Here is a 17004-nt window from a genome sequence, read left to right on the forward strand (position 1 = left end):
CCCGTGATCAACGGTGAGCTCGCGCTCGAGCGATCGACGACCGACGGCGGCGCCGACGGCCTTCCGGCGCTGCGGATGCTCGCTCCGGGCGATGAGCCCGCCCAGGTGACCGTGACGCTCGTGCCGCCGCCCGGCGCCACGGGTCTCGTCACCGAGACCACCCTCGAGCCGGGCATCGTGCTCGACCTGCCCTTCACCGATCTCGCCGACGGCGAGTACGGGGTCGTGGTCGAGTCGACGCAGCCGATCGTGGTGGCCGGCCGCACGAGCACCGCCGGGTCGGGCGCGGCGGCCGATGTCGAGTGGTTCGCTCCGAGCCCTGCCCTGGCGGCGGGGGTCGAGGTGCTCGTCGCCGTCGCGCCCCTCGCGGAGGGGCAATCGGCCCTCCTGCACCTGCTCGCCCCGGAGGGGGGCGCCGAGGTCACGGTCGACGGCCTGCCCGTGACGGTGCCGCCCGGTGGCGTGATCGCGGTGCCGTCCGCCGCGAACGCGGGCGTGCGCATCCGATCGACGGGGGTCGTGCACGCGAGCGTGACCTACCGCGGTGACGGGCTCCTGGCGGGGTCGCGCGTGATGCCGCCGCCGAGCGCGAGCGGCGCGCTCACGATCTTCCCGTCGTAGATCGTCGCGCCCCGCGCGGGCTGCGGCTCACCAGTGCCGGAAGCGGTCGGGCGCGAGATCCCACGGGTCTTTGCCGATGAGCTCGCCCACGGCGCGGAAGACGCAGCTCTCGACCATGAGCCGCCGGTGCCAGTCGTCATCGCGGTGCAAGCGGCTCATGCGCTCGATCGGGATGCGGTACAGCACGACGAGGCTCTGATCGGCCACCACGCGCCAGCGTGCGACGCCGCGTACGCCAGACGGCTGATCGGGCATCGGCATGACGTCGATGCGCAGGGTGGCGAGCTCGTCGGGCCACAGGTCGACGAGGTAGTCGGCGGTCGACTGCACGGTCGTCTCGAAGAGGTCGCGGCGCGTGTGGGCGAGCGGCAGATGGGGGCCGGTGACGGGCGACCGACCCGTGCGGCCGTGCCGGGCACGGGCGCGCGCGCTCGGCTGTTCGTTGCCTGCTCGTGCCACGCGCCCAGCCTATCGCCGCCCGCGTGGGGCCCCGCCGTATGCTGGGGGCACGATGAGCGCTCGACCGTGCAGCAAGGTGGCGTGCGGTGACCCCGCAGCGCGAACGCTGACCTACGTCTACGCCGACTCGATGGCGGTGCTCGGCCCGCTCAGCGCTCGGCCTGAGCCGCACAGCTACGACCTGTGCGAGCGCCACTCCGAACGGCTCTCGGCCCCGAACGGCTGGCAGATCGTGCGGTACAGCGCCCTCGGTGAAGTGGGATGACCGCTCACTAGGCTGGGGTCGTGACCACCGCACCTGATCTCGCATCGTTCATCAAGGCCTATGACGTGCGCGGGCTCGTCGGCTCGCAGCTCACCGACGAGGTCGTCGAGGCGCTCGGAGCCGCGTTCGCTGACGAGATGCGCGGCGAAACTGGCCCGAGCGGTGGGATCGCGGTCGGGCACGACATGCGCGACAGCTCTCCTGGGTTCGCCGCCGCGTTCGCCCGCGGGGCGCAGGCGCGGGGCGCATCCGTCATCATGCTCGGCCTCGGCTCGACCGACGAGACCTACTTCGCGAGCGGCCATCTGGGCGTGCCGGCGGCCATGTTCACGGCGAGCCACAACCCGGCCACCTACAACGGCATCAAGTTCTGCCGGGCCGGCGCGCAGGGCATCAGCCTCGCGACGGGGCTCGGCAGCATCCGCGACCGTGCGCAGGCCTACCTCGACGCGGGGTCGATCCCCGCCGTGGATGCTCCCGGCACGCTCGCGCACCGCGACGTGCTGCCCGACTACGCCGCCTACCTGCGCGAGCTCGTGGACCTCTCGAGCGTGCGCCCCCTGCGCGTGGTGGTGGATGCCGGCAACGGCATGGGCGGGCTCACGGTGCCCGCCGTGCTCGGCACGGCCGCGGGCCTCCCGGCCCTGCCGCTCGAGATCATCCCGCTCTACTTCGAGCTCGACGGCACCTTCCCCAACCACGAGGCGAACCCGCTCGAGCCGGCCAACCTCGTCGACCTGCAGAAGGCCGTCGTCGCGCACGGCGCCGACCTCGGGCTCGCGTTCGACGGCGACGCCGACCGCTGCTTCGTCATCGACGAGCTCGGCCAGCCGGTGACGCCGAGCGCGGTCGCAGCGATCGTCGCTCTGCGCGAGATCACGCGCGTGCGGGCGAGCGGCGAGACCGGTGAGATTCGTGTCGTGCACAACCTCATCACCTCGCGCGTCGTGCCCGAGACCATCCTGGCCGCGGGGGCCATCCCGGTGCGCACCAAGGTGGGGCACTCGCTCATCAAAGACGTCATGCACTCCACGGGCGCGATCTTCGGCGGCGAGCACTCGGCGCACTACTACTTCCGCGACTTCTGGGGGGCCGACAACGGCATGCTCGCGGCGATGCACCTCATCGCGCAGTTCGGTCAGTACGACGGACCGATGTCGGCGCTCGCCGCCGAGTTCACGCCCTACACGGCGAGCGGCGAGATCAACTCGACGGTCGACGATGTGCCCGCCGCGTACACGCGCATCGTCGAGGCGTTCCAGGGGCGGGGCGAGGTGGACGAGCTAGACGGCCTCACCTTCTCCGGCAGCACCGACGGCGACTGGTGGTGGTTTAGCGTGCGCCCCTCGAACACCGAACCGCTGCTGCGCCTGAACGCGGAAGCGGCCACCGCCGAGACGATGGCCGCGATCCGCGACGAGGTGCTGGGGCTCATCCGCGCCTGAGCCGGCGTCGGATGATCCCTTCCGCCACGAGGCTGTTGATCACGAAGCCCACCCCGACGAGCCAGGTCTCGCTCACGATCGAGGTCTCGCCCCCGACGACCGACCAGACGATGAGCACGAGCGCCTGGGTTCCGCCGGTGATCGCGATCGCGTAGGCGCGCGTCATCCACGCGCCGTGAGTGGCGAACCGCCGCCGTGCGATCGCGAGCGTGGCGAGCACGAGGAAGACGAGCATCGGCACGGCGAAGGCGATGCGCACGATCGCCAGCGCGAACTCGTCGGCCGGGCCGGAGAAGAAGACCGCCAGCGCGATGCTCGCGAGCGCGCCGACCATGCCGGCGGGGATGAGCACCCGACCGGCGCGGCGATGCCAGGCGCGGCGCCCCCGCAGGGCGGGGGAGAACTGGAACGCGCCGAGCAGGCAGTAGACGCTCATCCCCACGATGTGCGCCACGATCAGCCCCGCGATGGCGGGTGACGGCGCGCTCGCGGGGTCGGTGCCCAGTTCTTCGAGCCGGAGGACACCTCCCAGGATCGGGAGGGCGCTGAGCAGCAGCAGGCCCGCGACCGCGGGCCATCCAGTCCGCGCCCTTACCCGTGCCGCTGTCGGGGTCTGCGTGGTCGTCACGTCGATCACCCCTCACCGTGGGCGGTCGGTGCGGGCGCAGCGCTGTCGATCACGCGAACCCGCATCAGCCGGACGCCGGTCGCCAGCAGCCAGACGATCCAGAGGGCGAGGCCGGGCAGCCCGACGAACAGCAGCGGAGAGCCGTCGGCGATCTCGAGGCTGACCGCTCCGACGGCGAGAAGCAGCACGCCGCCGGTCAGGCCGAGAATCCGCTGCCACGGCGGGGTGAACTGGCTGCGGTGCGTCGCCAGAGCGGCAGCGATCATGGTGACGCCGAGCGTCGGCAGCGACAGGGCGAACGCCGCGGCATGCACCTGCCAGACGAGCGAGAACAGCGCGCTGGGCTCGGCGCCGTCGCTCGCGGAGAGCACCGTTCCGATCCATGTCGCGCTGTAGAACGCGAGGATGGCCGTGACCGTCGCGCCCGCGGCGACCGCAATGCGCGCCCAGTCCGCTCCCGCGCTCCCGCGTCGTCCGACGAGGCCCTGGAGGCCTGCGAGGAACCCGAGGAGAAGAGCCATGTGCAGGGTCTCCTGCGCCACGGCGATGGCGACCACGGCACGGTTCTGCGCGTGCCATGCGAAGACCGTGTCGATCGGGTCACCGTAGCCGGGAGCGCCTGCGACGCCGAACATGACGTTCTGAACCACCATCGACAGCGCGAGGGTGATCGCCATCGCACCGATCATGCGCGTCGTCATCGTCGCAGCCCTACTTCTGAAGCGCGGCAGGAGCCGTGCGCGGCCAGGTAGCGGCGGTGCGCAGGATGTAGGCCATGATCGCCAGCTCGACTCCGATGGTGAGCACGTAGTAGAAGGCGTAGTCCGGCGTCGCCCCCGCTGCGTTGAAGACGATGAGCGGGATGTAGAGCGACGTGAAGACCAGGTTCGTCAGGCGGTTCGCCCGAGCGGGCAGGGTCGCCGAGAGCAGCACCATGAGGCCCGGGAGCGCGATGATCACGAAGAAGATCGACATCAAGCCACCGCTGATGGCGAACTCGAAGATGACCCCGTTGCGGATCGAGTCGATCTCGCCCGGCTGGTACAGGTGGAAGTAGTCGATGTAGAGGATGAGGAAGATCAGGCTCGTCCACGCGGCGGCGAGCTTGCCTCGCACGGGCAGGGGGGCGGGGTCGAGGGGTGACGAGGTGGTCATCGGTTCGTCTTTCTGTCGTGAGTGGATGCCCGGAGGAGGTCGGGCGAGGGTCGTACGACGACGTTCGTACACCGTACGTCGTACGCTGTACTATTTCTCGTACGCTGTACGATTGTCAAGTCGACGAATCGAGCGAGGAGATCCGTGTCTGCGAGAGAACAGCGCCCGGCGGCATCCGACGGCGGGCTGAGCAAGGCGCGGGTCGTCGCTGAAGCGGTGCGGCTCGCCGATCGCGAGGGCGTCCACGGGCTCAGCATGCGTCGGCTGGCGAACGAGCTCGGCGCCGGTGCGATGTCGCTCTACCACTACGTCGCGAGCAGAGACGAGCTGCTCGACGCGATGGTCGACGTGGTGTTCGACGAGATCGAGCTGCTGTCGGACGACACGGACTGGATGTCGGCGATGCGGCGTCAGGCGATCTCGGCCCGGCAGGTGCTCGCCCGCCATCCCTGGGCGATCAGCCTGATGGAGTCGCGCACGACGCCGGGGCCGGCGAACATTCGCCATCGTGAGGCGTTTACCGCCTGCCTGCGGAAGGCGGGATTCTCGATCGTCATGGCGACACACGCCAACTGGCTGCTCAACAGCTACGTCTACGGCTACGCGCTGCAGGAGGCCAGCCTGCCGTTCAGCACAGCCGAGGGGCTCGCCGAGATGACCGAGAGCGTGTACCTGCCGCAGCTGCCTCCCGACCGGTTCCCCTACCTCAACGAGTCGGCCGTGGGGCTCGCCGCAGCCGGGTACGACCCCACGGAGGAGTTCGCCTTCGGCCTCGACCTCATCCTCGCCGCCCTCGACCCGTTGCGGTCGTCGGCAGACGGCGGCGCGTGACACCTCGAATACCCGGCAGAACTCCAGCCCCGACCCTGCGAGAATGACGGGTATGAGCATCCAGAGCCCGGCGCGCCCCGTTCTCGCCGTCGACGTCATCAACGGAGTCGCCCACAAGGTCGCCGACCTCAGCCTCGCCGAGGCCGGCCGCCACCAGATTCGACTCGCCGAGCACGAGATGCCGGGCCTCATGAGCCTGCGCGAGGAGTTCGGGCCGCACCAGCCGCTGAAAGGCGCCCGCATCGCCGGTTCGCTGCACATGACCGTGCAGACCGCCGTGCTGATCGAGACCCTGCGCGCGCTCGGCGCCGACGTCCGCTGGGCCAGCTGCAACATCTTCTCGACGCAAGACGAAGCGGCAGCGGCCGTCGTCGTCGGCCCGACGGGCACCCCCGAGAAGCCCGAGGGCACGCCTGTCTTTGCCTGGAAGGGCGAGACGCTCGAGGAGTACTGGTGGGCGACCCAGCAGATCTTCGACTTCGATGGAGAGGGGCCGACACTCATCCTCGACGACGGCGGCGACGCCACCATGCTCGTGCACAAGGGCACCGAGTTCGAGGCCGCGGGCGCTGTTCCCGACGCCGCCGACGGCGACAGCACCGAGTGGCGCGTCGTGCTGAGCGTGCTGCGCGAGTCGCTGCAGAGCGACCCGCAGCGATGGACGCGCCTGGGTCAGGGCATCCTGGGCGTGACGGAGGAGACGACGACGGGCGTTCACCGCCTCTACGAGCTGCACCGCGAGGGAAAACTGCTCTTCCCGGCGATCAACGTCAACGACTCGGTCACGAAGAGCAAGTTCGACAACAAGTACGGCATCCGCCACTCGCTGCCCGACGGACTCAACCGCGCGACCGACGTGCTCATGGGCGGCAAGACCGTCTTCGTGTGCGGCTACGGCGACGTGGGCAAAGGCTCGGCGGATGCCCTGCGCGGGCAGGGCGCACGCGTCATCGTCAGCGAGATCGACCCCATCAACGCCCTGCAGGCGGCCATGGACGGCTACCAGGTGGCGCGGCTCGACGACGTCATCGGCGACATCGACATCCTCGTCACCGCCACCGGCAATGAGAACGTCGTCACGGTCGAGCAGCTGCAGGCACTCAAGCACCTCGCGATCGTCGCCAACGTCGGCCACTTCGACAACGAGATCGACATGGCCGGGCTCGAGACCATGCCCGGTGCCGAGAAGGTCGAGATCAAGCCGCAGGTGCACGAGTGGCGCCTGCCGACCGGCCGCAGCATCCTCGTGCTGAGCGAGGGGCGCCTCATGAACCTCGGCAACGCCACGGGCCACCCGAGCTTCGTGATGAGCGCGTCGTTCACCAACCAGGTGCTCGCCCAGCTCGAGCTCGCCACCAAGCGCGCCGAGTACCCGATCGGCGTCTACGTGCTGCCCAAGGTGCTCGACGAGAAGGTCGCGCGCCTCCACCTCGACGCGCTCGGCGTGAAGCTCACCGAACTGACGCCGCGGCAGGCGCAGTACATCGGCGTCGACCCGGCGGGCCCCTACAAGGTCGAGCACTACCGCTACTAGCGGTCACCTCCGATGAGGACCTCCAGCCCCCGATCCTCGTTACGTCTGCGCCTGACGCGTGCTGGCATGATGCTCGCCAGCCGCCTCGGCGCCGCTGAGCCCGAGCTACGGGGACTGCCTGCGCTCGTCCGCCCCGGTGACACCGTCATCGACATCGGTGCCGCGCACGGCATGTATGCGGTGACCCTGGCCGCCCTCGTCGGGCCCCAGGGCCACGTCGCCGCCTTCGAGCCGCACCCGCGCCAGCAGCGCACGCTGCGCCGATGGCGCGGCCTTCTCGGCGCTCCGCAGCTCGAACTCACCCCGAGCGCGGTCGGCCCCGGCACCGGCTCGGTCACCATGCGGCTGCCGATCGTGCTGGGCCTGCCCATCTACGGGCGCGCGCACCTCACCGAGGGCGCGGCCGAGCCGGGGCCCCGCGAGCGCTCGCGCCTGTGGTCGACGCCGATGACCTCGGTCGATGCCTGGGTCGAGAGCACGGGTGCCCGGTCGGTGTCGTTCATCAAGGCCGACGTCGAGGGCTTCGAGCCGCAGGTGCTGGAGGGAGCGGCGGCGACCATCGACCGCGACCGGTCTGCGCTGCTGCTCGAGATCGAGGATCGCCACCTCGAGCGCTACGGCACGGCGGCGGCGGATGTCGTGGCCGAGATCTTGCGCCGCTGGCCCGAGTACCGCATGTACACCTGGCGCGGCGAGTCATGGCAGCCGGCCGAGGCCGTCACGCTCGCGACGCGCAACTACCTGTTCGCGGTGCCGGTCGCCATCGCTTAGCCCTCCGGCCGTGATTCATGACAGCGGCACGAGGTTCGGTACGAACGGCATGAACGACCTCGCGATGACGGCAAGGAGTCCGGCAGCGGCGCAGAAAGGCAGGGTCGACCCGGTCCGTTCCCACAAGATCGATGACGAGCTGTGCGCGCGTCAACTGTTTCGGCGCGAGTGGACCAGTACCCCGGTTCACTCGCGCCGAAGCCCCTTCGTTGCCCTGCTGATCCTGCTTATCGATTGCTCCCGATCGTCGCTGTCAGCCACCCTTCGCCGTGTACTGGGCGATCTGCTCGAGGGTGATCTCCAGCGGGTTGCCGCCGTCTGTCTCCTTCAGCCACCAGTCAACGGTCCAGTCGAGGCTGAGCGGGTACGGCAGACGGTCGTTCCAGGTGAGGAGCGACCTGGCGCGTGATGAATCGAGCATGAGGAGTGTTGCCTCGTGCGGATGAGTCGAGGCGTCCTTGTGCCAGGACGCCTCGCGGCCCCATAGCTGGGCGGCTCGGTCGGCCATCGTTCCCACGGGCACGAAGCTGTCCTCCAACGGCCCGATGTTCCATGTCGTCCGCTGCGGCGAGGTCAGCAGGTCATCGACGATCGCAAGGTAGCCGAAGAGGCAATCAAGTACGTGCTGCCACGGTCGAACCGCGTCGGGAAAGCGGATGCTCGCAGACTCCCCTCGTCGGAAGGCATCAACGAGATCGACTAGGAGACGATCCTTGCTCACATCCCCGCCCCCGATGACGTTGCCCCCGCGCGCTACTGCAGCGGGAGGGCCGGGGAAGCTTCTGATCCACGACTGAGTGAGGATGTCTGCCATCGCCTTCGAAGAGCTGTACGGATCATCGCCGCCGAGAGGGTCTTCCTCTTCGTAGCCTTCACGCTGGCTCACGTTGCGATACACCTTGTCCGTCGTGACCACGAGCGCCGCGCGGAGATCGGGAGCAGCGGGCAACGCCTCGAGGACGTTCAGAGTCCCCATGACGTTGGTCTCGAAGGTCAGTCTGGGGTGCTGATAAGACTCCCGGACCAGCGCCTGAGCGGCCAGATGCATGAGAACGTCGGGCTGAACCTTCGATACAGCGTCGGTGACTGCCCCACTGTCCCTGATGTCGATGCGGATGTCGTGATCGAGAAACCGCGAAATGCGGGCCCTCTCGAACAAGCTGCCGTCAAGCGGGTCCAGCCCGATGCCGGAGACGGTGTGCCCGAGCTCCGTGAGAACAAGCGTCAGCCACGCGCCCTTGAACCCGGTGTGCCCCGTGACGAGGTAGTGCATGTAAGCTCCAAACCGTATACCAATGAGGCACTGTGAGGATTCCAGGGGCCTTCACTCTAGTCGTTAGGCGCCAAGCGGGCGCACCTGCGAGGAAGCGCTGCGCGCGCGATGGGAGTCACCGTGAAGGCCGTGATTTTAGCTGGCGGTTTGGGCACCCGGATGCGGGAGGAAACCGAGTTTCGACCGAAGCCGATGGTTGAAGTGGGTGGCAAGCCCGTGATGTGGCACATCATGAAGATCTATGCGCAGGCAGGGATCTCTGAATTCATTGTCTGCGCCGGGTACAAGGGCAATGTGATCAAGAACTACTTCTACAACTACGCCGCTGAGAATATGGATTTCACCGTCAAGCTCGGGCACAACGATGAAGTCACCTATCACGGGTCTCACGACGAGTTCGAGTGGACTGTCACGGTCGCAGATACTGGCCCCACCACGATGACGGGCGGGAGAATCAAGCGCGTCGCACGATTCATCGGTGACGAACCATTCCTCTGCACATACGGCGACGGAATCGCGGATGTCGATGTCACTGCCCTCATCGCACATCATCAGAGAGAGTCCCGTCTGGCGACGATGACGACTACTCAGCCGACCAGTCGGTTCGGCGTGGTCGACCTTGACTCCGACGGTGTGGTGCAGCACTTCCGAGAGAAGCCGCGAGTCGATGATTGGGTCAATATCGGCTTCTTCGTGTTCCAACCGGACGTGCTCGACTACATCGACGGCGATGAGACTGTCCTTGAGGACGCTCCCCTTCGCGCGCTTTCCGCCGAGAACCAGCTCTCCGCCTACCGACACGTCGGCTTCTGGCAACCTATGGACACTCAGAGAGAGAAGGAGCAGCTCAACGCCATCTGGGAATCCGGGAAGGCGCCGTGGAAGGTGTGGCAATGAGGTCGGCCCCGGACCGGCCTGTCAAACTGTCGCTGGTCATTCCGGCGTACAACGAGCAGGAGGGCCTGCCACGGCTGTTCGAGGCGCTCGGCAGGGTCTCGGAGGATCTCTCCGTGCTCTCTGTCCGGCTGGAAGTCGTGGTCGTCGACAATGACAGTGACGACGACACGTGGCCCCTGCTCAACAACTGGGCCTCCGGTGTGGCTGACTATGAAGTGGTGCTGATCCAGCACCCTGTCAACCTGGGGATGCAGCAGTCCTTGCTCACGGGCATCCGTCTCTCCACGGGGGAAGCCGTTGCCGTCATGCAATCCGACCTGCAAGATCCTCCAGAGCTGATCCCCAAGATGGTGGAGGGGTGGCTGTCGGGCGCGAGCTTCGTGGCGACACGGATCGAGCGCAGAAACGAAGCGGTTGTGCCTCGGGCGGGGGCATGGGCGTTCTATCGCGTCTTGGGCTTCGTTGCGGATAGCAAGGTTCTGCCGGACTCGAGCGATTTCTACCTCTTCGACGCCAAGTACCGCACGGCGGTCGTGAGCAATTCCGGATCGACGCCTTTCATCCGCGCGACCCTTGCCGGTATCACTCCGCCGAACGTAGTGATCCCCTACGAGCGCCGCGGACGAGAAGACGGCACGACCAACTTCAATCTCGCTCGCCGAGTTAATTTCGCGCTAGACGCCTTCCTGCGAGACCTCAGTGGCCTGGTCAAGAAGACCGTAGCGATGGCCCTCCTGACAGGGGGTATCTCGCTTCTGGGTCTCGCCGTTCTCGCAACCGTCTTTGTCTTCGGATACCGTTCCCCGGTAGCCGGTTGGATATCGACCATGGGGATTCTGCTTCTGCTGCTGTCGACGAGCATGTTCATCGGCGCCGTAACGCTCGAGCTTCTCTCAAGGATCTACCGTGACATCTCACGAGTTGATCGGTCGAGCGACAGCAAGGTAGTTCGCTTCACCTAGTCGGTCGACAGGAGCCCTCGAATTCCCTCTCGGAGGGAGACCTTCGGGCTCCATCCGGGCACCCTGGGCTTGCCGTCGATCTCCCTCTCGAACTTCTCGCCGACACGGTACGGCCGAGCCCCCCACTTGACCGGGATCGGTGCCGCTACCGCCGCGTTGATCTCATCGACGACGTTTCGAAGCGTCGTAGCTTCGGACGGATAGCACCAGTAGTGATGGTCGGGCAAGGTCGCATTGCCGAGCTTCCATTCAGCGACAAGGTCGATTGCGGCAGAGATTGCGCTTGCGACGTCATCGACATGGACAAGCTCGAGAATCTGCTGCCCGCCGGACAGTTCGAGCGGTTCATCAGAGCCGACCTGGTTCACGAGGAATTGGACGATCTTGCCCCGTGAGTCTCCTGGTCCGTACGTGTCATAGAGGTTGATCACGAGGGCGTTGAGCTGGAAAGACGCTCGGAACCAGTCGATGATGCGGACGGCCAAGCCCCGGAAGAGTCCGTAGACGTTGCCGATGCTGGGATCGTCTTCATCGAATGAACTGGCTTGCCAGGCGGACCCGATGTGGATAAGAACGGCGCCCGTTCTGAGACATCCGAGTGCAACTTCGGTCACGTAATTGGTGTTCACATCGCTGAGGAGGGCTACGTCCGACGTCTCGTGCGTCTTCGAGAAGTAGTTGGCCATGTTGATCACCGCATCCGGCATGACCTCAGAGATCACATCGCGGATCTGATCGGTAGCCGCACAGTAGAGGATCTCGGTGCGCTCGGCGCGCCCGGCGCTCTCCGAGCTCGTCCGAAACACCTGGATGAGCTCGTGACCCTGTGCGCGGAGAACGGGTGCCAGATTCCGGGCGAGATACCCGCTCGCCCCGAGGAGCAACACCTTCATAGCGCGGGCGGCCCGGTCAGCGGCTCGAACCCGAGGTCGCGGCTCGATATGACGGTCGGCTCGATGGGCCAGTCGATACCGAGGACCGGGTCGTTCCAGAGGTAACCCACCTCGGTCCCTGGACTGTAGAGCGAGCTCATCGAGTAGAGCACCCTCGAGTTGGGTTCACGGGTCACATACCCGTGCGCGCACCCCGGGGGGATGAGCAACGATCCGGGTTTCTCCTCGTTGAGCTCGAAGCTGAGCACCTTGAGGTAGTCCGGTGACTCGGGTCGACAATCGATAACGAAGTCGCTGATGGCTCCGGTCATACAGGAGACGACCTTGAACTCGTTGCTGCTCCGGATCGAAGAATGCATCCCTCGCATTGTTCCGGTCCGTATGTTGAACGACACGCTCGTCTGGACGATCGGGGGAACATCCCAGAGGGTGTCCACCAATCTGCGGAAGCTGCCGCGATTGTCTTCGAAAGGTGCGGGCTCGATCAAACGCACTCGCTGCGATTGGTCCATATCAACTCTCCTTGATGTCTCGTCGCTGTGTACCGTCATGACTCGGCGCTGGATAGGACGACAACGCCGAGAATGATGAGGAGTATCCCTGTCACCTTCACCAGTCCGAGTTGTTCACCGAACAACAGGTATCCGAACAGTGCGGTGAAGATGTATCCGATAGAGAGCATCGGATAGGCGACGCTCACGGGAAGGCGTGAGAGGACAACGATCCAGATGACCATGCTCAGGCCGTAGGAAGCGACCCCTGCCAGGATGAACGGCTCCGTCGCGAATCGAAGAACAGCGGCTCCGAGGCCCTCACTCGGGGGAGATTGACTCACTGCCGTGGTGCCGGCCTTGAGAAGAAGCTGTGCGCCAGCACTGATGAGGGTTCCCGCCAGCACGAGTACTACGGTGATGAGGTTCATCGGTGTCTGCCTCTCTGGGGATCGGGTGCAACCCGCAGAAACGGCGCGACTTCGCGCCACCTCATCGTTCCGCTTCGTCCCCAAGAATCCTAGTGCGCGCGGTCTTCTTCGCGTGTGGACGACGGTGCGCATCGCGCAGCGGGCTCTCGACACGGGAGGCCCCGTGGAAAGGAGGCGCGGGCAGTGAAGGGATCCACGAGAACGTTCAGCAATGTCGGAGACCGATAGGACGCGTGTCCGCTGGTCGTCCTCCGTCAGTCGACGTCGTCCAGAGACCAGACCGGATACTGAATCCCGGCGACATCTTCTCGGGTGGAATCCACGAACACGAAATCCTCGGGGAAAGCGATGCCGCAGCCTTGAGACAGCGCGTCAACGAGAAGCTCGTAGTCGCGCGTATCCTCCGTCACCCAGCTCGGCAGGATCACGACAAGGTCGTCAGGGGAGCCGTTCCTTTGACACTCCGCCGCGACCGTGCCGTAGCTTCCCGGCCAGAACGCCTCGGTGAAGGGGCTGGCGAAGCTGACGTTGTTGAAGACCAGGATTGACCCAGGGGAACCCGGCGCGATGACCGGAGTGTTCGCGAACTCTGCACCGATGCGCTCGAGATCAACGAAGGCCGCCACCGTCTCTGGCGGCAGTCTCAGGCCGGAAAGAAGCGGGTTGTCGCTCCTGGTCGGCTCTGTCTGCTCCGCGTAGGCCACTTGACGATAGGGGCTCCTCTGATCGAGGAGTACCCCCATCATGCCGAGCAGGGCGACAACCACGAGGGCTCCGGCAGCGACAGCTCGACGAACCGGCTGGGTGCCCATCGCTGTCACAAGCACGACGATTCCCAACCCGCACGCGGCCCCCCAGATCGTCTGGTTGTAGGTGATGTGGAGGATTAGCGGGTTGTTCGTGCCGACCGAGCTGATGAAGGGCGTGACGAGTATCGCTAGAGCCGCGACGACGATCAGGAGGGTGCGGCGTGAGTTCCCCGCAGAAGTGGAGTGTTGAGACCACCGCCACGCGAGCAGAGCACCCGCTGCGAAGACGCCGATGTGGAGGCCGAGAACCCCCGTCTTCTCCACGAGGTTCTCGCCCGTATCGAATGCCGACACGGCCGTCGCGTAGAGTCCGAGGAGTCCGATCGAGGTCAGGTTTCGGGCGAATCGCGGCACACCGAGGCGATCACCGAGAAGAGCCGCTCCGAGAAGAGCCACGATGAGCAGCAGCGCGGGGAGAACGTCAACGGCGGTTGCCAGGAGTTCCCGGATGTTCGCCTGGAGTAGTCCTGGTGGACGCGCGAAGGAGGCCGCGTACGCCGCATCGGTGGCCATGCGCACGGCTGAACTCACGTAGTTGCCGAGGGGATAGCCCAGCAGCCACGCGCCACCGACCGTCGCAAGGGCGGCGAGGACGAAGGTGCCGATCAACTGCAGTGCCCTCGGAAGGATGGCCAGGGCAACAATGACCCCCAGCGCGAGCACCACGCCGGAGGTGAGCTTCGTCAACAGGAGCAGTCCCGCCAAGACGCCGAGTGAGGCCCCGTACAGCAGTCTCTGCCGTCGCGACAACGAACCGTTCAGGAGCTGCGTCGCGATGACGGCGACCACGAGGGAGACTCCGGCCGTAGAGAAGAACGCCGCGAACTCGTTGTAGCCGAACGCTCGGGGCCAGTAGGCCCATGCGTTCAGGGCCGCTGCCTGCGCGCTGATGAACACAATGGCGATGGAGGTTCGGGAGAGTCGGATCCCCAGAGCCCGTCCGAGAAGCGTGACCGACCAGGTGGCCAGCGCGACAGCTGACTGGTACAGCAGGAAGCGACCAACCCGCGCTCCGATGATCGATTCCCCCAGGAGGTTCCAGAGCGGGTGGGCGATGTGCTGGAACCCCCACGGTTCCCCTGGAGTCAGCTGGTTCTGCGAAACGAGGACGAGAATCCACGACTCATCGGTCAGGTCGAGGCCGCGGGGTATGTTCGTCAGGATCACGACGAGCCCAGCGCCGACGAGAATCGCAGCGGCAACGAGCCCGTAGGTGAGAGGATCACGCAGAGGCAGGCGCGCCCATTGACGGAACGACGAGGGCATGAGTCGAGCCTACAGAAGCGGTGGCCTAGCGATTCGGCCTCCGTGCCATCGACTGCGTCGGCAATGCGCGTGCCGACAGGGTCGCCGTGAAGGACGCGCACGCGGCGTAGCTGCCGGGGAACGGCTGACGCGTCCGCGGACTCATGGACCTGCCCTGAGGGGAAGGCGCCACCGACGCGGTGCACCGGCTGAGCAATGGCCGAAGTGAATGTAGAGTTGGGCCAAACCACATCTGCGCCTGTCTGGACAGTGCAGGAGACCTTCCGGGACGCCGGGCGACCGCCTGCTCGTGCTCAGCCGCGGTCGGGAAACCCGTGCGGCAGCGCGGCCAGCGTCGGCCGCAGCTCGTCGAGCCGGGCGCGCTCGAGCTGCAGCGCCGTCGCCTCGCGGCCCCGCCGCAGGGCGGCCACGGCGGCGAGGAAGAGTTCGGGATCTCCGCCGGGAACCGGGGAGACGTACAGGGCGGCCTCGACCGCGAGGTCGCGCGCGATCCGCTCGCGCGTCGCGGGAAGATGGCCGGTGGCCTGCCGCAAGAACTGCGCGATGCGGCGCGCGAGCGCGTCGGGCATGCGGGCGACATCGGCGGTGGATGCCCATTCCGTCAGCTCGACGGGAACCCCGAAGACGGGCGCGCTCACCGTGCCGACCCGCTCGTACTGGCTGTAGGTGCCCGCGAGCAGGTCGCCGAGACGCTTCGCCCGCGTGTTCAGCATGGCGACCACGACAGCGAGCCCGCCGAAGGTGAAGACGATCTCGAACACTCCCACGAGGGCACGGATGAACGCGTGGCGGAAGGCGATGGCCCCGCCGTCGTCGCGCACGATGCGGTCGCCGAGCGCGAGGCGGCCGAGCGACTTGCCCTGGCTCGCCGTCTCGACCCCGGCCGGCAGCAGCACGAGCCCGATCACGACGCAGCCGATGGAGATGGCCGTGCTGAGCTCCTCAGGAACCCCGATCTCGGCCGCGACCGAGAACGAGAGCCAGATGAGCAGCCCCGTGGCGATGGCGTAGAGGAGGTAGTCGATGATGCCGCCGGCCATGCGCAGCACCACGCTCGTCGCCCGCAGTTCGAGGGCGACGGCCTCGCCCGTCAGCAGCTCGCGTTCGACGTCGTAGTCGCTCGCGGCGTTCTGCGGGCTCGACATGCCATCATCTAAACAGATGGATCTCGACGCCTACTCAACCGCTCACGCCGCCGAATGGGATCGGCTGCGCGAGCTGTCGCGCCGCCGTCGATTCGCGGGCCGCGACGCCGACGAGCTCATCGAGCACTACCAGGCGGGCGCCACGCAGCTCTCGGCCATCACGACGAGCGCGGGCCAGGTGCCGCAGGCGGCCTCCCTGAGCGTGCTGCTGTCACGTGCGCGGCTGCGTTTCACGGGTGCGACGGCCGAGCCGCTCGCCCAGCTGGCCCGCTACGCGACGCGGGAGGTGCCGGCGGCGCTGTACCGCATCCGGATTCTGACGCTCGTCGTGGGCGCCCTGTTCGTCATCATCGCGAGCCTGTACGCCGTGTGGGTCGCGTCGACGCCGGGCGTGCTCGCGGCGCTCGGGCCGTACGACGAGCTGCGGCAGTACGCCGAGGAGGACTTCGTCGGGTACTACAGCGCCTCGAGCGAAGCGGTGTTCGGCCTGCAAGTCTTCAGCAACAACGCCTGGATCGCCACGCAGGCCGTCGCCTTCGGCATCACGGGGCTCTACGTGCCGTTCATCGTGTTCCAGAACGCGCAGGGGCTCGGCATCAGCGCCGGCATCATGGCCGAGTTCGACCGCCTCGACGTGTTCTTCCTCAGCATCCTGCCGCACGGCCAGCTCGAGATCTATGCGATCTTCGTGGCCTCCGCCGGTGGCCTCATGATCTTCTGGGCGTGGGTCTCGCCCGGCCCTCGCACGCGGTTGCAGGCGCTGGCGGAGGACGGCCGCGCGCTGTTCGCGATCATCGGCGGTCTGGTCGCGGCGCTGCTCGTGAGCGGCATCATCGAGGGCTACGTCACGCGGCAGGAGTGGCCCGACGTGGTGCGCATCGGCATCGGCACCGTCGCGCTCGTCGCCTTCCTGCTCTATCAGTGGATGCTCGGGGGCCGGGCCGCGCGCGACGGCGAGACGGGCGACCTCGACCCGATCAGCCGCGGCGCGCGCGTCGTCGTCGGCGACTGAGCCGCGCGCCTACAGCCGCCCGGCGGCCTTGTAGGCGAGGTAGCGGTCGGCGACGGCGGGTTGCAGGTCGAGAGGGGCGGCGCTGACGACGTCGCCGCCGAGCCGCCGCACGGCGG

The 17004-nt window shown here is 67.0% G+C and carries 19 protein-coding genes; 9 read left to right on the forward strand and 10 right to left on the reverse strand.

The features are described 5' to 3' along the window. Window positions 1–621: DUF5719 family protein (locus ACTIE9_RS12600; protein ID WP_439565915.1), on the forward strand; the 621-nt coding region annotated here is incomplete at its 5' end. Between the two features lie 27 nt (window positions 622–648). Here the strand turns inward: ACTIE9_RS12600 and ACTIE9_RS12605 are convergent. Beyond that, window positions 649–1080 carry a hypothetical protein gene (locus ACTIE9_RS12605; protein WP_439565916.1) on the reverse strand — a complete coding sequence of 144 codons (432 nt, stop codon included), beginning with the start codon at window positions 1078–1080 and terminating at the stop codon, window positions 649–651. Window positions 1081–1132: 52 nt separating this feature from the next. Here ACTIE9_RS12605 and ACTIE9_RS12610 point away from each other — a divergent pair, with 52 nt between their 5' ends. Further along, window positions 1133–1345 (forward strand): DUF3499 family protein, encoded by a 213-nt coding sequence (locus tag ACTIE9_RS12610; protein WP_439565917.1) that lies wholly within the window; start codon window positions 1133–1135, stop codon window positions 1343–1345. A 20-nt stretch (window positions 1346–1365) separates the two neighbouring features. Beyond that, window positions 1366–2790: a phosphomannomutase/phosphoglucomutase gene (locus tag ACTIE9_RS12615; protein ID WP_439565918.1), complete on the forward strand. Its 1425-nt coding sequence runs from the start codon at window positions 1366–1368 to the stop codon at window positions 2788–2790. Here ACTIE9_RS12615 and ACTIE9_RS12620 read toward each other — a convergent pair. From ACTIE9_RS12620 to ACTIE9_RS12630, 3 genes are read right to left on the reverse strand one after another with little or no spacing between them, the layout of a single operon-like run. Further along, entirely contained in the window at window positions 2777–3418 is a 642-nt protein-coding gene (locus ACTIE9_RS12620; RefSeq protein WP_439565919.1) for a DUF2306 domain-containing protein, read from the reverse strand. The genes ACTIE9_RS12615 and ACTIE9_RS12620 overlap by 14 nt on opposite strands. Window positions 3419–3423: 5 nt before the next feature. Then, the gene (locus tag ACTIE9_RS12625) at window positions 3424–4119 is read right to left on the reverse strand and encodes a hypothetical protein (RefSeq protein WP_439565920.1); all 696 of its coding nucleotides are present in this window, start codon (window positions 4117–4119) and stop codon (window positions 3424–3426) included. A 10-nt stretch (window positions 4120–4129) separates the two neighbouring features. After that, window positions 4130–4573: a DUF6326 family protein gene (locus ACTIE9_RS12630; protein WP_439565921.1), complete on the reverse strand. Its 444-nt coding sequence runs from the start codon at window positions 4571–4573 to the stop codon at window positions 4130–4132. Window positions 4574–4717: 144 nt separating this feature from the next. Here ACTIE9_RS12630 and ACTIE9_RS12635 point away from each other — a divergent pair, with 144 nt between their 5' ends. The 3 genes from ACTIE9_RS12635 (at window position 4718) to ACTIE9_RS12645 (ending at window position 7709) form a co-directional block, all read left to right on the forward strand. Then, window positions 4718–5404: a TetR/AcrR family transcriptional regulator gene (locus ACTIE9_RS12635; RefSeq protein WP_439565922.1), complete on the forward strand. Its 687-nt coding sequence runs from the start codon at window positions 4718–4720 to the stop codon at window positions 5402–5404. A gap of 52 nt (window positions 5405–5456) precedes the next feature. Next, on the forward strand, window positions 5457–6938 hold the full coding sequence (gene ahcY / locus ACTIE9_RS12640; RefSeq protein WP_439565923.1) for an adenosylhomocysteinase: 1482 nt from the start codon (window positions 5457–5459) through the stop codon (window positions 6936–6938). Window positions 6939–7004: 66 nt separating this feature from the next. Further along, on the forward strand, window positions 7005–7709 hold the full coding sequence (locus ACTIE9_RS12645; protein WP_439565924.1) for an FkbM family methyltransferase: 705 nt from the start codon (window positions 7005–7007) through the stop codon (window positions 7707–7709). Window positions 7710–7962: 253 nt separating this feature from the next. Here ACTIE9_RS12645 and rfbG read toward each other — a convergent pair whose 3' ends face one another. After that, window positions 7963–8982 carry a CDP-glucose 4,6-dehydratase gene (gene rfbG, locus ACTIE9_RS12650; RefSeq protein WP_439565925.1) on the reverse strand — a complete coding sequence of 340 codons (1020 nt, stop codon included), beginning with the start codon at window positions 8980–8982 and terminating at the stop codon, window positions 7963–7965. Between the two features lie 120 nt (window positions 8983–9102). Here rfbG and rfbF point away from each other — a divergent pair, with 120 nt between their 5' ends. Together rfbF and ACTIE9_RS12660 are read left to right on the forward strand one after the other, a co-directional pair. Continuing rightward, on the forward strand, window positions 9103–9879 hold the full coding sequence (gene rfbF / locus ACTIE9_RS12655) for a glucose-1-phosphate cytidylyltransferase (RefSeq protein ID WP_439565926.1): 777 nt from the start codon (window positions 9103–9105) through the stop codon (window positions 9877–9879). After that, window positions 9876–10841, forward strand: a complete 966-nt coding sequence (locus tag ACTIE9_RS12660) for a glycosyltransferase (RefSeq protein WP_439565927.1) — start codon at window positions 9876–9878, stop codon at window positions 10839–10841. The genes rfbF and ACTIE9_RS12660 overlap by 4 nt, the downstream gene beginning before the upstream one ends. Here the strand turns inward: ACTIE9_RS12660 and ACTIE9_RS12665 are convergent. The 5 genes from ACTIE9_RS12665 to ACTIE9_RS12685 form a co-directional block, all read right to left on the reverse strand. After that, window positions 10838–11734 carry an NAD-dependent epimerase/dehydratase family protein gene (locus ACTIE9_RS12665; protein ID WP_439565928.1) on the reverse strand — a complete coding sequence of 299 codons (897 nt, stop codon included), beginning with the start codon at window positions 11732–11734 and terminating at the stop codon, window positions 10838–10840. The genes ACTIE9_RS12660 and ACTIE9_RS12665 overlap by 4 nt on opposite strands. Then, a complete protein-coding gene (locus ACTIE9_RS12670; RefSeq protein ID WP_439565929.1) occupies window positions 11731–12285 on the reverse strand; it encodes a dTDP-4-dehydrorhamnose 3,5-epimerase family protein in 555 nt (184 codons plus the stop codon). The genes ACTIE9_RS12665 and ACTIE9_RS12670 overlap by 4 nt, the downstream gene beginning before the upstream one ends. Beyond that, window positions 12282–12656, reverse strand: a complete 375-nt coding sequence (locus ACTIE9_RS12675) for a DMT family transporter (protein ID WP_439565930.1) — start codon at window positions 12654–12656, stop codon at window positions 12282–12284. The genes ACTIE9_RS12670 and ACTIE9_RS12675 overlap by 4 nt, the downstream gene beginning before the upstream one ends. A 254-nt stretch (window positions 12657–12910) precedes the next feature. Then, entirely contained in the window at window positions 12911–14731 is a 1821-nt protein-coding gene (locus ACTIE9_RS12680) for a hypothetical protein (protein WP_439565931.1), read from the reverse strand. A gap of 293 nt (window positions 14732–15024) precedes the next feature. Further along, entirely contained in the window at window positions 15025–15876 is an 852-nt protein-coding gene (locus ACTIE9_RS12685) for an RDD family protein (RefSeq protein ID WP_439565932.1), read from the reverse strand. Between the two features lie 16 nt (window positions 15877–15892). Here ACTIE9_RS12685 and ACTIE9_RS12690 point away from each other — a divergent pair, with 16 nt between their 5' ends. Beyond that, a complete protein-coding gene (locus ACTIE9_RS12690) occupies window positions 15893–16888 on the forward strand; it encodes a stage II sporulation protein M (protein WP_439565933.1) in 996 nt (331 codons plus the stop codon). Window positions 16889–17004 lie beyond the last annotated feature (116 nt).

Source organism: Microcella sp., from assembly GCF_051860105.1.
Classification (GTDB): domain Bacteria; phylum Actinomycetota; class Actinomycetes; order Actinomycetales; family Microbacteriaceae; genus Microcella.

Bases quoted from the DNA above. Each gene is read 5' to 3' on its own strand.
- ACTIE9_RS12610 (WP_439565917.1), top strand. From the start codon at position 1,133: ATGAGCGCTCGACCGTGCAGCAAGGTGGCGTGCGGTGACCCCGCAGCG.
- ACTIE9_RS12625 (WP_439565920.1), bottom strand. From the start codon at position 4,119: ATGACGACGCGCATGATCGGTGCGATGGCGATCACCCTCGCGCTGTCG.
- ACTIE9_RS12630 (WP_439565921.1), bottom strand. From the start codon at position 4,573: ATGACCACCTCGTCACCCCTCGACCCCGCCCCCCTGCCCGTGCGAGGC.
- ahcY (WP_439565923.1), top strand. From the start codon at position 5,457: ATGAGCATCCAGAGCCCGGCGCGCCCCGTTCTCGCCGTCGACGTCATC.
- ACTIE9_RS12645 (WP_439565924.1), top strand. From the start codon at position 7,005: ATGATGCTCGCCAGCCGCCTCGGCGCCGCTGAGCCCGAGCTACGGGGA.
- rfbG (WP_439565925.1), bottom strand. From the start codon at position 8,982: ATGCACTACCTCGTCACGGGGCACACCGGGTTCAAGGGCGCGTGGCTG.
- ACTIE9_RS12660 (WP_439565927.1), top strand. From the start codon at position 9,876: ATGAGGTCGGCCCCGGACCGGCCTGTCAAACTGTCGCTGGTCATTCCG.
- ACTIE9_RS12665 (WP_439565928.1), bottom strand. From the start codon at position 11,734: ATGAAGGTGTTGCTCCTCGGGGCGAGCGGGTATCTCGCCCGGAATCTG.
- ACTIE9_RS12670 (WP_439565929.1), bottom strand. From the start codon at position 12,285: ATGACGGTACACAGCGACGAGACATCAAGGAGAGTTGATATGGACCAA.
- ACTIE9_RS12675 (WP_439565930.1), bottom strand. From the start codon at position 12,656: ATGAACCTCATCACCGTAGTACTCGTGCTGGCGGGAACCCTCATCAGT.
- ACTIE9_RS12680 (WP_439565931.1), bottom strand. From the start codon at position 14,731: ATGCCCTCGTCGTTCCGTCAATGGGCGCGCCTGCCTCTGCGTGATCCT.
- ACTIE9_RS12685 (WP_439565932.1), bottom strand. From the start codon at position 15,876: ATGTCGAGCCCGCAGAACGCCGCGAGCGACTACGACGTCGAACGCGAG.
- ACTIE9_RS12690 (WP_439565933.1), top strand. From the start codon at position 15,893: ATGGATCTCGACGCCTACTCAACCGCTCACGCCGCCGAATGGGATCGG.